This window comes from Acinetobacter sp. R933-2 (assembly GCF_030325485.1).
Taxonomy (GTDB): domain Bacteria; phylum Pseudomonadota; class Gammaproteobacteria; order Pseudomonadales; family Moraxellaceae; genus Acinetobacter; species Acinetobacter sichuanensis.
This window is the reverse complement of record NZ_JACAIJ010000014.1, coordinates 37,352-52,458: the sequence shown is the minus strand read 5'-3', so window position 1 is coordinate 52,458 and position 15,107 is coordinate 37,352. Positions and strand designations below refer to the sequence as shown.

General features: G+C 35.7%; 12 protein-coding genes. 4 read left to right on the top strand and 8 right to left on the bottom strand.

Annotated elements, in window-relative coordinates; translation table 11 throughout:
- Positions 1-41 precede the first annotated feature (41 nt).
- The 7 genes from HX005_RS15440 to HX005_RS15410 form a co-directional block, all read right to left on the bottom strand.
- The gene (locus HX005_RS15440) at positions 42-1,520 is read right to left on the bottom strand and encodes an amino acid permease (RefSeq protein ID WP_107009300.1); all 1,479 of its coding nucleotides are present in this window, start codon (positions 1,518-1,520) and stop codon (positions 42-44) included.
- Between the two features lie 331 nt (positions 1,521-1,851).
- Positions 1,852-2,823, bottom strand: a complete 972-nt coding sequence (gene astE / locus HX005_RS15435; protein WP_286378036.1) for a succinylglutamate desuccinylase — start codon at positions 2,821-2,823, stop codon at positions 1,852-1,854.
- Positions 2,824-2,844: 21 nt separating this feature from the next.
- On the bottom strand, positions 2,845-4,188 hold the full coding sequence (gene astB, locus HX005_RS15430) for an N-succinylarginine dihydrolase (protein ID WP_286378035.1): 1,344 nt from the start codon (positions 4,186-4,188) through the stop codon (positions 2,845-2,847).
- Between the two features lie 16 nt (positions 4,189-4,204).
- A complete protein-coding gene (gene astD, locus HX005_RS15425; protein WP_286378034.1) occupies positions 4,205-5,674 on the bottom strand; it encodes a succinylglutamate-semialdehyde dehydrogenase in 1,470 nt (489 codons plus the stop codon).
- Entirely contained in the window at positions 5,674-6,753 is a 1,080-nt protein-coding gene (astA, locus tag HX005_RS15420) for an arginine N-succinyltransferase (protein WP_286378033.1), read from the bottom strand. Before astA ends, astD begins: the two co-directional genes overlap by 1 nt.
- Before the next feature lie 18 nt (positions 6,754-6,771).
- Positions 6,772-7,983: a bifunctional succinylornithine transaminase/acetylornithine transaminase gene (locus tag HX005_RS15415; protein ID WP_286378032.1), complete on the bottom strand. Its 1,212-nt coding sequence runs from the start codon at positions 7,981-7,983 to the stop codon at positions 6,772-6,774.
- A 42-nt stretch (positions 7,984-8,025) separates the two neighbouring features.
- Positions 8,026-9,297, bottom strand: coding sequence for a Glu/Leu/Phe/Val family dehydrogenase (locus HX005_RS15410; protein WP_286378031.1), 1,272 nt, complete (start codon positions 9,295-9,297; stop codon positions 8,026-8,028).
- Between the two features lie 199 nt (positions 9,298-9,496).
- Between HX005_RS15410 and HX005_RS15405 the strand changes: the two genes are divergently transcribed.
- A complete protein-coding gene (locus HX005_RS15405) occupies positions 9,497-9,919 on the top strand; it encodes an Lrp/AsnC family transcriptional regulator (RefSeq protein ID WP_107010098.1) in 423 nt (140 codons plus the stop codon).
- Positions 9,920-10,122: 203 nt separating this feature from the next.
- Here HX005_RS15405 and HX005_RS15400 read toward each other — a convergent pair whose 3' ends face one another.
- Positions 10,123-10,977 carry an IclR family transcriptional regulator gene (locus HX005_RS15400; protein ID WP_286378030.1) on the bottom strand — a complete coding sequence of 285 codons (855 nt, stop codon included), beginning with the start codon at positions 10,975-10,977 and terminating at the stop codon, positions 10,123-10,125.
- A 480-nt stretch (positions 10,978-11,457) separates the two neighbouring features.
- Between HX005_RS15400 and HX005_RS15395 the strand changes: the two genes are divergently transcribed.
- From HX005_RS15395 to badI, 3 genes are all read left to right on the top strand, one after another.
- Complete coding sequence (locus HX005_RS15395; protein WP_286378029.1) at positions 11,458-12,624, top strand: acyl-CoA dehydrogenase family protein; 1,167 nt, start codon at positions 11,458-11,460, stop codon at positions 12,622-12,624.
- Positions 12,625-13,441: 817 nt separating this feature from the next.
- Complete coding sequence (gene badH, locus HX005_RS15390) at positions 13,442-14,209, top strand: 2-hydroxycyclohexanecarboxyl-CoA dehydrogenase (protein ID WP_286378028.1); 768 nt, start codon at positions 13,442-13,444, stop codon at positions 14,207-14,209.
- 112 nt (positions 14,210-14,321) lie between these two features.
- Positions 14,322-15,104: a 2-ketocyclohexanecarboxyl-CoA hydrolase gene (badI, locus tag HX005_RS15385; protein WP_107009588.1), complete on the top strand. Its 783-nt coding sequence runs from the start codon at positions 14,322-14,324 to the stop codon at positions 15,102-15,104.
- Positions 15,105-15,107: the final 3 nt, after the last annotated feature.

Here is a 15,107-nt window from a genome sequence, read left to right as displayed (position 1 = left end):
TGTGGGTAAAATAAATATATTCTGTCCTTGGGGTATAAAAACTAATTAGAGCTTAATGTTTCAACTTCACTAACAGGAGATTCTTTCTCTTGGTTTTTTCTTATTTTTTTGAGTTTAAATTTATACCCAAAATAAAGTCCAATAAACCAAATAGGAGAAGCAACTAATGAAATCATGGTGTCATGATCAAATGCTAAAACAACGACTACAAATATAAGAAAGATTAAAGTAGACCAAGCCATAAATAATCCACCTGGCATTTTATATAAAGATGCAGCATGTAATTCAGGGGATTTTTTACGATACGCGATATATGCCACAATAATCATGGCAAAAGTAAAGATACATAAAATAGAAATAAAAGCGGTGACTATCGTAAAAGCAGTCATTACATTTGGAACAAGAAATAAAATAGAAGTTCCAATCACAACACAAATCATCGAAAACATCAGACTATTTAATGGAACTTTACTTTTAGAAAGTTTACTAAATATTGTTGGTGCATCTTTTTCTAGAGATAAACCGTAAAGCATACGGCTAGTTGCAAAAATACCACTATTTGCAGAAGATAATGCAGAAGTTGCTACAACAAAATTGACTAAACCTGCGGCAATCGGCAGTCCAATTAATGTAAACATTTCAACAAATGGACTTTTATCAGGTGCAATTTTAGACCAAGAAGTTACACAGATAATAAAAGCAAGCGCGCAAATATAAAATAAGACAATACGTAATGGAATTGAGTTAATTGCTCGAGGTAAAGCTTGATGTGGGTTTTTCGTTTCAGCAGCTGTTGTTCCAACAAGCTCAATACCCGTAAAAGCAAAGACGGCAATTTGAAATCCTGCTAAAAAGCCTGCCAAGCCATGCGGTAAAAATGACTCTTTTTCAAATAAATGTGAAACTGACGCTGTTACGCCACTTGGTGAAACAAAACTCGTACTGACCAAGTAAAGCCCAACAACTAAAAAGGCAATAATGGCAAAAATTTTGATGAGGGACAGCCAAAACTCAACTTCACCAAAAGTTTTTACTACAATAAAATTCAGTAAAGTTAAAATGATAATTGAAGTAAATGCAGGAATCCAAACAGGTAAGTCTGGATACCAAAATTGCATATAGCCACCAATGATAATGACATCTGCAATCGCAGTGACAACCCAGTTTAACCAATATGACCAACCAATAAAATAACCTGCTCCAGGTCCAACATAGGCGGTAACAAAGTCTGCGAAAGTTTTGTGGTTCAGGTTAGAAAGGAGAATTTCACCCATCGCCCGCATAACAAAAAATAAAAAGAAACCAATAATCAGGTAAGTAAATAAAACAGAAGTTCCAGAAACACTCAGTGTTTTTCCTGAACCCATGAATAATCCTGTACCAATTGCACCACCAATTGCAATCATTTGAATATGACGATTGGTTAATGAACGTTGAAGTTTATCTTCTTCTTCAGGGCTAATATGATTGCCTCCTAGAAGATCTCCTTCTAAAAATGGCTTACTATCATTTTTTTGCATCAATGATCACTCCAATTTATAACAAAGGTTATAAATATTTTGGCAATAAATGCTTTTTAAACCAGATATTATTTTGACTAAAATAATTTTTAGCTTGATATAATATTAAAAACTTAAAATCAAATATATTGGTCATAATTTAAATAATTTATATTCATTTTATTTAAAATATAATGAATAAATAAAAATTTTATGACGGTATTTTTTCAATTTCATTTAAACGGTTTTTTTTAAACATTTACTGTTTTGGTAAAAATATTAAAAAGGATCAATATAAATAAACATATAAATTTAGTTTATTACATTGCTGTATAACGGGTACGGCTTTGGTTTAGGATTCTTTTAATATTAATCCTGCTCTTAATCCAACCTTTACATCAGGGTTCGGAAATAAAATCCATATTCTTTCATTTTCAACAATATAATCTTGTTTATCTTGAGAATATAGAATTTCGCCCTGTGAAAAAGAGGTGAAATTTGGAGCATTAGCAGGGATATTTAGCTTAAAGCTATGATTATTTTTAATGATATTTTCAATGACACTAAAATATTTAGTTTTATTATTTTCAGTAGGACATAGGTTAGTTTGGCTCAAAAGCGCACGAAGCATGACATTTGTTGCTTCAAAATCTTCTAGATTATTGTGTGAAAAAGGCTGTGCTTTACCTAATTCAAGCGTACAACTTTGTGCATTAAATTGCTCACTGGTATAGCTCGTAAAGGTTTTCCCAGCACAATTATGGCTCACAATCGCATCTAATTGGGCAGCATTTAAGCTTTCTAGTAAAGTAGTGTTATAAGGCACTTTCTTTAAGGGCAAGAGTGCAAAAGTCGGGAGTAATGAAGTACGAATTGCGGTATGTAAGTCATAATGATAAAAATCTACATCATGATTTTGATGACTAAAAAAATCAGAAACAGTATTTTCAAGCTGAAAGGCTCTTTGTGTTTCTTGATCTTCATCTAAATGTACTCTGCCTCCGCAAAACATACGGTTGAGATCATTATTTAGATAACGAACACCTTGACGCATCGCTTCAGGATGCCCCAATATCATAAGAACCTGTTCTTTTAAATGTAATTTTCCTGTAATTAAATCAGTACAAATTTGATTTAAAATTTCAATAGGTGCAGTTTCATTGCCATGAATACCTGCGGATAATACAATGGCTTTTTGATAGGATTGGCGTGGGGTAAATTGAATAATCCCTTCGGCAATCCACTCCCACAGTAAGATCTGGTTTTCTCCAGATTTTTGCGATGGTTGCTCACCGCTCAATGTCAATTTTAGAAAATCATCCATAATTTTTTACAGCTCCATAGGTTAGGTTTGAAAAGAATAAATAGCTCCTAATGCCAAAATCTGAGTTAATTCATCTAAGGCAGTTTGAGTTTCGCTCATCAACTGAGGGTCGATGAGATCATGTATAGATAAACGATCACGATAATGTCGTTCAATCCAAGCATGAAGTTGGATAAACAAATGATCATTCAAAAAAATATGAGGATGAATAGCAGCATATTCTTGTGCATTAACAGCAACCCGTAAACGCAAGCAAGCAGGTCCACCGCCATTTTGCATACTTTCTCTTAGGTTAAAAAACTGAATGTTATCAATGGTTTTTTCTGCTAATAAATGTTGTTGTAAATAATTCCAAACAGCCTGATTTTGACGTGCTTCTTCTGGCAAAACTAAAGTCATTGTGCCATTTGGATGACTGATGATTTGACTATTAAATAAATAAGAATTGACCGCATCTTGTACACTGACTAGTTGCTCGGGTACTTGGATAATATTGAGTGAAATAGACTGTTGTTGTAATTGTTCAGTCAGTTGCTTTAAAACTTGATCTTGATTTAAAAAGGCTTTTTCATGAGTAAAAAGCACATTTTTATTATTTACAGAAATAACATCATTATGAAATACTCCTTGATCAATAACCTCAGGGTTTTGCTGTAAAAAACATACATTTTTTGCATTCAAACCATGTAAACGCGCAATCACTTGACTGGCTTCTAAACTTTGTCGAGCAGGATATTGTGTCGGTGTATGCTGCTGTTTTTGCGAAAAACTTTTGCCATAGACAAAAACCTCGACACCAGTTTGATCATAATCCTGACAAAACCGTAAATGATTTGCAGCACCCTCATCACCAAAAAGAGGAACATTTGGTAAAGCACGATGATGTACAAAATAATTTTCATCCTGAAAAATACGTTTAAAGATTTTTTCTGTGCTGTATTGTTCTAAATGACGATGATAATTCAAACATAAATTTGCAGGCGTAAAATGAATTTTCTGATCCTGCGTATCTGCCGATGGGCTTACTGTGGCTGCATTTGCAGTCCACATTGAAGATGCTGAATAAAGCGCAGATAAAATTTGTGGTGCATCTTGATACGCTTGTTCTAGACAATGATGGTCTGAACCTTGAAACCCGAGTCGATGTAATTCAGGCAAAATAGGACGATGATGGGGCGGTAATACCGCTTGTTTTAATCCTAAATCTGCCAAAGCCTTCATTTTCTCTAGACCTTGTTGCGCAGCTAGTCGAGGATTTGAAATTAAATGACGATGTTTAAATGAGGCTTCATTACCAAAAGATAGACCTGCATAATGATGCGTTGGTCCTACTAGCCCATCAAAATTTATTTCAAATCCTGACATTATGAATCACTCCAAATTAAAAGACTAAACCAGGCGATAATGTTTGTGGCAATGCAATATGATCACTTTCTAGTGATGCCATTGGCCATGCACAATAATCAGCAGCATAGAATGCACTTGGGCGATGATTGCCTGATGCACCAATACCACCAAAAGGGGCTGCGCTTGATGCCCCAGTCAAGGGTTTATTCCAGTTAACAATGCCAGCACGTGCTGAAGAGAGTAGTTGTTCATACAATTCGCGATTTGGAGAGATTAAGCCAACAGCTAAACCAAATTTAGTTTGATTGGCTAATTTTAAAGCATCACTAAAGTCATGATAACGATAGATTTTAGTGAGCGGTCCAAAATACTCCTCATCGGGAATATTTTCAATACCCGTTACATCCAAAATACCTGCACTCAGCAATGATGAATGGTCTTGCAATAAACGCATTTGAGCTAAAGGTTTGGCACCTAGCTGTATTAACTGTTCTTGAGCGGTTAATAATCCTGCTGCGGCTTGGGCTGAAATTACACCACCCATAAAAGGTTGTTCAGTCGCATTCCAAGTATCAATTTTTAAGTTTTTTGCCACTTCAACAAAACGTTGAATGAATCGATCACCAAACTCAGAATTTTTGACTAAAATTCGGCGTGCACAAGTACATCGTTGACCTGCCGAAATAAACGCAGATTGGATTGCCAGATGGACAGCCGCATCTAAATCAGTATTATCATCAATAATGAGTGCGTTATTTCCACCCATTTCAAGCGCAAGTATTTTCTCAGGCTGACCCGCGATTAATTTATGCAGGTGATAGCCAGTATTTGCACTACCTGTAAATAAAATACCATCTAATTCATGTGCTTCGGCTAAAGCTTCACCCGTACTACGCCCACCTTGAATTAAATTTAACACGCCATTAGGTAAGCCAGCTTGTTGCCAAATTTTGACGGTTTCTTCTGCTGTCCACGGGGTTAACTCACTTGGTTTGAAAACAATACAGTTCCCTGCAATTAAAGCAGGAATAATATGTCCATTAGGTAAGTGCCCAGGAAAATTATACGGACCAAAGACAGCCAAAACACCATGTGGACGATGTCGTAATGTGGCTTTACCATCAGGTAAATCTGTTGCTGTATCACCTGTACGTTGTTGATATGCGCGAATAGAAATAGCAGCTTTAGCAATCATAGATTGCACTTCAGTTAATGTTTCCCAGCGAGGTTTGCTGGTTTCTTGACTGATGACATTTGCTAAATGCTCTTGATTTTCTTTCAATAGAGCAACAAATTTCTCAACAATTTCAATACGAGAACTCAGTGATGTTTGTGACCAGCTTAAAAATTGTTGACGAGCAGCTAAACACGCACGTTGTACATCATCCACCGTTGCTTCTTGACCAAACCAAATGATCTCTTCACCAACGGGATTGGTTTTGACAAAGGTAGAACCCATTGCATTTGACCATTGTCCAGCAATAAATACAGAGCCTAAAGACATTATGCAGCCTCTCCTAGCGTATGATGTGAGAGTTGTTTAACGGCATCCTGTTCAGATACTCTGATCGAAAGGAGACGTACAACATCATGTTCTTGTACATTGAGTTGAGCTGCTTGTTGCTCAGTGAGTTGTAATACACCATCAACAGGTGCATGAAAAACTAAAATCGCTTTATAGTCTGCATAATGATCATTGGCGATCATGAGCGGGCTCGTCGTTTGCGTTTGGCTAATTTCAGAGACAATTTCTACAGTTGCACTTTGGCTTTGTTTTAAAGCACGTAAGTTTTCAACATCTGCTTCTAAGGTTGCGCCGCCATCAAAAATGTCAACATAGCCTTGAAAGCGTAAACCTTCTTCATGCAATAACTTACTTGCAGGAACAGTATTGGGATGTACCAAACCAATCACTTTTTGTGCTTCTACAGGAAGCATGTCGATATAAATCGGATAACGTGGCATTAACTCAGCAATAAACGCTTTTTGACCCGTACCACTTAAATAATCTGCTTGTGTAAATTCAATATTAAAAAATTTATAACCGACTGAATCCCAAAATGGAGAATGACCATTTTCATCTGAGTAGCCACGCATTTCTGCTACGATTTTCTTTTCAAACAGCGACTGAAAAGCTGCAATAAATAAGAAACGTACTTTTGATAAAAATCTTCCATTGTCATTTTTACGATAGTCTGGATCTAAAAATAACGTACAAAGTTCACTACAATTGGTATGGTCATTACTCAAAAAGAGGGTAGGTAATGATTTATATACCCCTAAAGCATTGGATGTATGTACTTGTGTGCCCACATGGAAGTTATACCAAGGCTCACTTAAACCTAATGCAACCTCAATACCACATAAACCAATGACTTTATTCATTTGAGTATCTTCAAGTACAAATAAATAGACTTGATCTGCTTTTTGGGTGATCCCTTGCACAGTGTCACAAGCACGTTGAATACGTGCCATCAACTTTTCTCTATGTGGTTGTAATGAAGTCAGACCAAAACCTGCTTTTTCAGCTAACTGGTAAATATCTTCTAAATCAGTTGTTTGGATGTAACGAATTAACATCATATATGCTTCCCGATGATATTACTGAAATTTTGCTAATGCGTGTTCAAAACGGAGTAAACCCGCATCAATATCAGCAAATGGAATAACTAATGATGGTGTGAAGCGTACAACGTCAGCACCTGCAACCAATGCAAGTAAACCTTCATCACCTGCTAAATTGACGATTTTTTTGGCTTGACCTTTAAACTCATCTTTTAATACACAACCTAAAAGTAAACCTTCACCACGGAATTCTTTGAAAATCGGATATTTTTGATTAATTTCAGCAAGACGTTGTACAAAATATTGATGACGTTCTTCTACACCCGATAAAACTTCAGGCTGATTAATAAAGCTAAAAACAGCATTTGCAACTGCACAAGCTAATGGATTACCTCCATAAGTTGTGCCGTGGTCACCCACTGAAAATTGATTGGCATAACGATTTGTGGTTAACATTGCACCAATTGGGTAACCACCACCGAGCGCTTTTGCTGTGGTTAAAATATCAGGGGTTACATCAGTATTCATATAGGCATATAACGCACCTGTACGCCCCACACCTGTTTGTACTTCATCAAAAATTAATACCGCACCGACTTCATCACAGCATTGACGTAATACTTTTAAGAACTCTGGATCTGCAGGAATAACCCCACCTTCACCCTGAATAGGTTCGACAATGACTGCACAGGTATTGGCATTGATGGCTGCTTTTGCTGCTTCTAGATCATTAAATGGAATATGACGAATACCTGCTGGAAGTGGTGCAAAATCTTTAGAATACTTTGGTTGACCACCTGCACTTACTGTAAATAATGTGCGACCATGAAATGAGCTTTCAAAAGAGATAATTTCATTTTTGTTTGGATTATCACTTAAGCTGCCAATTTTACGTGCTAATTTTAAAGCGGCTTCATTGGCTTCAGCACCTGAGCTACAAAAAAATGCTTTATCTGCAAAAGTATGATTAATTAATTGTTCAGCAAGTGCTAAAACAGGTTCATTGGTATAACCATTGCCTAAATGCCAGAGTTTTTTTGCTTGTTCCATCAAAGCATTTAAAGCAACAGGATGACAATGTCCCAAAGCATTTACTGCAATACCACCTGCAAAATCGATATATTCTTTTTCGTTTTGATCCCAAATACGTGAGCCTTCGCCACGAGTTAAAATAAACTCAGCGGGTGCATAAACGGGTACAATTAACTCATTAAAATTTTCACGATTTACTTTTAAATTTGCATTCATTTTGCTGTCTCTGATTAAGTTTAAATGGGAATAAATGAAGTATTAACCTGGGAAAATTCCACGTTCTTGACGTGCTTTTAAAATACGTTCACAGGCAAGGATGTAAGCGGCTGTACGTAAACTACAATCTTGATCGGTTGATTTTTGCCAAACATCTGCAATCGCATTGATCATGAGCTTGTCTAAACGTTCGTTAATTTCAGCCTCACTCCAAAAGTAACTTGACATATCTTGTACCCATTCGAAGTAGCTGACAGTTACACCACCAGCATTACAAATGACATCAGGAACAATCGTAATGCCACGCTCTAAACAAACATCATCAGCTTCAGGATGAGTTGGACCGTTGGCACCTTCTAAAATTAATTTTGCAGTTAAATGCTGAGCACGTTCAGCCGTAATTTGCCCTTCTAATGCCGCAGGAATTAAGATATCCATCTGTAGCGTCCAAAAATTTTCATTCGAAATTTCTTGTGCTTTAGGGAAACCTTTTACGCCTTTGTTGTGGTGGACATATTTTTGTAGTTCAACAACTTCTATTCCATTTTCATTAAAAATAGTGCCTGTATGGTCTTGTACAGCAACAACTTTTGCCCCAGCTTCTTCAAATAAATAAGCGGCTTCACTACCCACATTACCAAAACCTTGAATGGCAACTTTGCAGTCTTTGATCGCTAACTGAATATTTTTGGCAACTTCTACGCCTGTAATAAAGACACCGCGACCTGTGGCACGAACACGCCCAAGAGAACCACCCAAATGTAAAGGTTTTCCTGTTACCACACCTGTGACGGTATGACCTTTAATACTTGAATAGGTGTCCATCATCCAACCCATAATTTGTGGATTAGTACCCACATCTGGTGCAGGAATATCGACCTGAGGACCAATTAAAGGACCAATTTCACTGGTAAAACGACGTGTTAAACGTTCAAGTTCACGTGCTGATAATTCTGTTGGATCTACACTAATTCCACCTTTTGCACCACCAAAAGGTAAATTTAATGCTGCTGTTTTAATGGTCATCCATGCAGATAAAGCCATAACTTCTTTTAAATCAACATCAGGGTGATAACGAATACCCCCTTTACCAGGACCACGAGATAAATTGTGCTGAACACGGTAACCTTCAAAATGACGAATAGAGCCATCATCCATGACTATAGGTAAGTCTACGATTAGAGCGCGTTTTGCAACTTTTAATGTATTTACATAAGGTTGAATACTTTTTCCTAAATAAGGTGTCACGCGTTCCACTTGCGTTAAATAAGCTAACCAAGGATCATATTTCGATGCATTTGCCGATATAGACATTCTTTTTCTCTAAAAAGTTATGGTATAAGTTACACATTTTCCAAATGTGATACTTTGCTCAAATTTCCTGATGATTTGAACTAAGTTACTGAGTTGCCTCGAATAAGTAATATTATTGGCAATCAATTTGATTAAAAAAAGCTTTTAAATTGATTGAATTTTATTTATTTTTATCAAATTGCTTATTGAGTTTTTCAAAATGAACGAAACGGATAGTAAAATTCTAGGTTTACTCAGGGAAAATGCACGTATTTCAATTACTGAAATTGCAGAGAGAATTAGAAATTCTAGAGCAACAGTACAAAAACGAATTGAATATATGGAAACAACTGGGATCATTACAGGTTATACCGTAAGAATTAAACCCAATGTTGAGCGGAATCAGATCCAAGCATGGATGAACATCATGGTAGAAGGAAACAAAGCACAAGCGGTGATTGCTGAGTTGAGAATAGATCCTGCTGTACAACAATTGCATACAACCAATGGAAAATGGGATTTATTAGTTGAAATACATTCAGATAGTTTGCAAAATTTTGATGTGATTCTAGGGAGAATTAGAAAAATTTCAGGTATTTATAATACAGAAACCAGTTTGTTATTATCGACATATAAATTATAGAGATTCAAGTTTTTCAAATTTATTTAAAGCTATTGCTAGGTCAAGATTGATGATGAAAAACCTCGGGCTGATTGCCCGAGGATATACATGACTGGTATAAGCCATACAGCATAAAATGTCGTTTTGAGTGTTTTTTTATGTTGTCAATGCCTAAGTCCTATTGATATAAATTACTGATATAAATAGAAAAATGATGTAAAAATTTACATGGCATTCAAGGCTTCTTGAATATTTTGCACCATATAAATTAAGCGTGGACCAATTTCATTTTCCAATTTTTCCTGATCCACTAAATAGCTTGGTGCGCCACAATTAAAGACCAATAAACCATGAATCGGATGAATCATTGGTACGGCAACGGAGTTAACTTCTTTATGCCACTCACTTAAAGAGAGACAATAACCATAATTTTGATAGTCATAAAAAGAACGTTCCAAAGCCCGTTTGACTTTAGCCCAATCTTCTTTATGACGTTTTGCCAAGGCTTCTAAAATAAAACCACGTTCATTTTCAGTCATAGCTGCCAAGCAAGCACGTCCCATTGCTGTATTATGCAATGGAATAGTTGATCCAATTGGACGGCGCATGGTCAAATTTGATTCTGCTTGTACAACATCAAGATAAAGCATGGTCAAACGATCACGTGTTGCCATCGCAACAGGTGCTTGAGCATATTTTGCCATTTCTTCCATATAAGGACGTGCATGAATACGTGCTGAAATATTCGATAAAGACGCATAACCTAAGGCTAATACACCAGTATCAAGTGTGTATTTTGTAGAATTTGGTAATTGCTTTAAATACCCCAAAGAGACCAAAGTACTGCTAATGCGTGCTATTGTTGGTTTTGGTAAACCTGTAAGTTGTGACAGCTCCTGATTTCCTAATACCTGCGAAGATGGCGTAAAGCAGCGTAAAATTTCTAAGCCACGTGCCAGTGATGCAATAAATTGTGGATTATTTTCACGATGAATATGCGAAATAGGATCTAAACGAATCTCATCAAAATTTATTTTTTTTTCTATCAGCTCGGGTGCTGTGTCATCTTCAGGATACATAATATTCCAATATTTAAAGAATCATTGATTACTATCATAACAATAAATTTCGCTCTGCAAAACTTTTATCATAATTTATGCGTGTGTATCTTTATAGTGCCATGACCATAGGACAAATCAAGCGGTATTTTTCATACATAAGATGAAGGATTTTTTATCTGATTGGGAATTTTTTATGAACAATATTGAGTCATATTTAATGTTAAAAAATCAATCCATCCAAAATACTCTGATTATTGTAAAAATTTCGTATAGAGAAATTTAATTTTTATCTTAATTTTGCCTTAATAGGATCTAAAACTTTCAATTTATCTGTATATTAGGATGAAAGTGTAATTTAAAAGTTGTTTTTTATAAAAAAATAAGAATGTTTATTGTCAAAATAATATTAAATTGATATTATATTTTGTATAGCGAAATAATTGTTAATTATTGCATATAATCTAAAACTATTAATTCTACATGGAGTAGGAAATAAAAATGATTCGTGATGAAAAAATGATGGACCAACTGTTAGCAACAATACGAGATTTTGTAGACAATGAATTAAAGCCATTTGAACATGAAGTGGATGAAACAGATGCTATTCCAGATCAGATTGTACAGAAAATGCGTGATATGGGATTATTTGGACTGACCATCCCAGAACAATATGGCGGTTTAGGTATTACGATGGAAGAAGAAGTATTGGTCGCTTTTGAGTTAGGTCAAACGTCTGCTGCATTTCGTTCTTTAATTGGGACAAATAATGGTATTGGCTCAAGTGGTATTTTAATTGATGGAACAGAAGAGCAAAAACAAAAATATTTACCTCGTTATGCAAATGGTGAAATTATTGGTTCATTCTGTTTAACCGAACCAGATTCAGGTTCTGATGCAGCTTCATTAAAAACTTCTGCTGTTAAGGAGGGTGACTATTATATTTTGAAAGGAACGAAACGTTTTATTACGAATGCTCCACGTGCGCAAACTTTTACAGTCATGGCAAGAACCAATCCTGATATTAAAGGCTCAGGTGGAATATCTGCTTTTTTAGTTGAGGCGGGTACATCAGGGTTATCACTTGGAAAAATAGATAAAAAAATGGGACAAAAAGGTTCATATACCTGTGATGTTATTTTTGAAAATTGTCGTGTACATCAAGATCAATTGATTGGTGGTGTAGAGGGTGTTGGCTTTAAAACCGCAATGAAAGTACTGGATAAAGGGCGCTTACATATTGCAGCTTATAGTGCTGGTATGGCGGAGCGTATGTTAAATGATGCTTTAAATTATGCGATTGAACGTAAACAGTTTGGTCAACCTATTGCTAATTTTCAACTGATACAAGGCATGCTTGCTGATTCAAAAGCGGAAATTTACGCAGCGAAATGCATGGTCATTGATGCGGCACGTCGTCGTGATTTAGGTGAAAATATTAGTACAGAAGCTTCTTGTGCAAAAATGTTTGCGACTGAAATGTGTGGTCGGGTCGCAGATCGCTGCCTACAAATACATGGTGGGGCGGGTTATATTAGTGAATATGCTATAGAGCGCTTTTACCGTGATGTACGATTATTTCGCCTTTATGAAGGAACAACGCAGATCCAACAGATTATTATTGCACGTGACATGATAAGGACTGCTACAGACGGCGTTTTAAAATAATTTTTTTGTTTAAAATGAAAATTCACGCTAAGAATTTTTAAGCATAAATTTTTTTAAAGATAGGCACTTGAGTCACAATTTAATCATGACACAAGACTGAAGAACTCAACGTGCCTATGAACATATCACTTAAAATAATTTTGTATGATTTTTTGCTTAGATTTTAATTATGATTTTGATTTTGATAGAAATTTTACCCTTGATATTCAATAGTAATACTTAATGATAGAAAAATAAAAATACACAAAAATAAGATCTTTCCTCACCAACAATCAGATTGCTACTTTGCTTTTTTAACAAAAAGCAGAAGCTCAAAGACTTTTATCTTTGTTAAACAAAGCCTTTTCTCGCTTTTTACTTTTCTAACGCTTATTAATGGGTTCAGTTAAAAGTAAAATGTATCACGTATTTTTGCTCTTATTGAACATTTAAAGTCGATGTATTGGGATAGTTTTTATTGCTGCTATTAGACTTACGATGTTTATTCATCACCATAGAAACTATATTTTGCATTATGAAATATAGTCAAATATTGACGATTTTTACTGAATAATATTTAAAATTTTTTTTAAAAGTTAAAAAATAAAAATTTTAATTATTTTAATTTATTTAATATGTAATAAAATATTTCAAAAATAGTGAATTTATTTTAATAAATGTTATTTATAACAATATCTTATATTTATTTTTTGGTTTTTTAATAAATTTCGTATGACGAAATTATATAATTGATAATTGAAATTATTTTTCTTTTTGTCTATTTTGAAATTAGATACAACATAGAAATATTTCGAAGAAAACAAAGAAGGATAGCAAGATGAATGGACTCAAAGATAAGGTCATTATTGTGACTGGCGGTGCTGGTGGTATTGGTGGAGCGACTTGTAAACGTTTGGCTAAAGAAGGTGCCAAAGTTGCAGTCTTTGATATGAATTTAGATGCTGCACAGCAGATCGTAGATGAAATTAAATCCACAGGCGGTATTGCGCTGGCGATTGAATGCGATATCACCAATAAAGAAGTTGTAGATCAGGCGGTTGAGACCATTGAAGCTAAACTGGGCACAATTGATGGTTTAGTCAATAATGCAGGTTGGGATATTTTTAAACCATTCATTCAATCTACACCAGATGAATGGGAAAAACTGATCCAAATTAATTTGGTTGGTATGTTGAATATGCACCATGCCGTACTCAAAGGCATGGTAGAACGAAATAAGGGCGCTATTGTCAATATTGCTTCGGATGCGGCACGTGTAGGTTCTTCTGGTGAAGCTGTTTATGCTGCATGTAAAGGTGGATTACTTTCTTTTTCTAAAACTTTAGCTCGTGAACATTCTCGTAATAATATTACAGTCAATGTCATTTGCCCTGGACCAACAGATACAGCTTTATTGGCAGGTGTAACGCAAGGTGCAGCAAATCCTGAAAAACTTCGTGAAGCTTTTACTCGTGCCATTCCTTTAGGGCGTTTGGGGCAACCAGATGATCTTGCTTCATCTATCGCCTTTTTCTTAAGTGATGATGCAAGCTTTATTACGGGACAAGTATTAAGTGTTTCAGGTGGTTTAACCATGAATGGTTAAATGATAAATACAGTAAAAATATGGGTCTTGAGCAATAGAATATTCACCATTCAAGCCCACAATACAATCTAATAAATAAAGTTAAAAGCAGTTTCAAGGAAAGGAAAAAATCATGAATTTCGAAGATATTTTATATGAAGTACGTAACGGTGTAGCATGGATTATTATTAATCGCCCAGAAAAAATGAATGCATTTCGTGGTCAAACCTGTGATGAAATTATCCGTGCATTAAATAAAGCAGGTTATGACCGTCAGATCGGTGCCATTGTACTTGCAGGTGCGGGTGAGAAAGCCTTTTGTACTGGTGGTGATCAGTCTGCACATGATGGTAATTATGATGGACGTGGCACAATTGGTCTACCGATGGAAGAGTTACATAACGCGATTCGTGATGTGCCAAAACCTGTGATTGCTCGAGTACAAGGATATGCAATTGGTGGTGGTAACGTATTGGCAACTATTTGTGATTTAACGATTTGTTCTGAAAATGCAATTTTTGGACAGGTAGGTCCTAAAATGGGATCAGTTGATCCGGGTTATGGTACAGCTTTTCTTGCCCGTGTTGTTGGAGAGAAAAAAGCTCGTGAAATATGGTATATGTGCCGTCGTTATAAAGGGCAAGAAGCTGTTGAAATAGGCTTAGCAAATAAGTGTGTGCCTTCAGATCAGTTAGATGCAGAAGTACAGGCATGGGGTGAAGAACTTTGTGAGCGTAGCCCAACTGCTTTAGCAATTGCAAAACGTAGTTTCAATATGGATACCGCGCATCAGGCAGGCATTGCAGGCATGGGTATGTACGCATTAAAGCTATATTACGATACAGAAGAGTCACGTGAAGGTGTGAATGCGTTAAAGGAAAAACGTAAGCCAGAATTTCGTAAATTTTTTAAGTAAGGA

Bases quoted from the DNA above. Each gene is read 5' to 3' on its own strand.
- HX005_RS15440 (WP_107009300.1), bottom strand. From the start codon at position 1,520: ATGCAAAAAAATGATAGTAAGCCATTTTTAGAAGGAGATCTTCTAGGA.
- astE (WP_286378036.1), bottom strand. From the start codon at position 2,823: ATGGATGATTTTCTAAAATTGACATTGAGCGGTGAGCAACCATCGCAA.
- astB (WP_286378035.1), bottom strand. From the start codon at position 4,188: ATGTCAGGATTTGAAATAAATTTTGATGGGCTAGTAGGACCAACGCAT.
- astD (WP_286378034.1), bottom strand. From the start codon at position 5,674: ATGTCTTTAGGCTCTGTATTTATTGCTGGACAATGGTCAAATGCAATG.
- astA (WP_286378033.1), bottom strand. From the start codon at position 6,753: ATGATGTTAATTCGTTACATCCAAACAACTGATTTAGAAGATATTTAC.
- HX005_RS15415 (WP_286378032.1), bottom strand. From the start codon at position 7,983: ATGAATGCAAATTTAAAAGTAAATCGTGAAAATTTTAATGAGTTAATT.
- HX005_RS15410 (WP_286378031.1), bottom strand. From the start codon at position 9,297: ATGTCTATATCGGCAAATGCATCGAAATATGATCCTTGGTTAGCTTAT.
- HX005_RS15405 (WP_107010098.1), top strand. From the start codon at position 9,497: ATGAACGAAACGGATAGTAAAATTCTAGGTTTACTCAGGGAAAATGCA.
- HX005_RS15400 (WP_286378030.1), bottom strand. From the start codon at position 10,977: ATGTATCCTGAAGATGACACAGCACCCGAGCTGATAGAAAAAAAAATA.
- HX005_RS15395 (WP_286378029.1), top strand. From the start codon at position 11,458: ATGATTCGTGATGAAAAAATGATGGACCAACTGTTAGCAACAATACGA.
- badH (WP_286378028.1), top strand. From the start codon at position 13,442: ATGAATGGACTCAAAGATAAGGTCATTATTGTGACTGGCGGTGCTGGT.
- badI (WP_107009588.1), top strand. From the start codon at position 14,322: ATGAATTTCGAAGATATTTTATATGAAGTACGTAACGGTGTAGCATGG.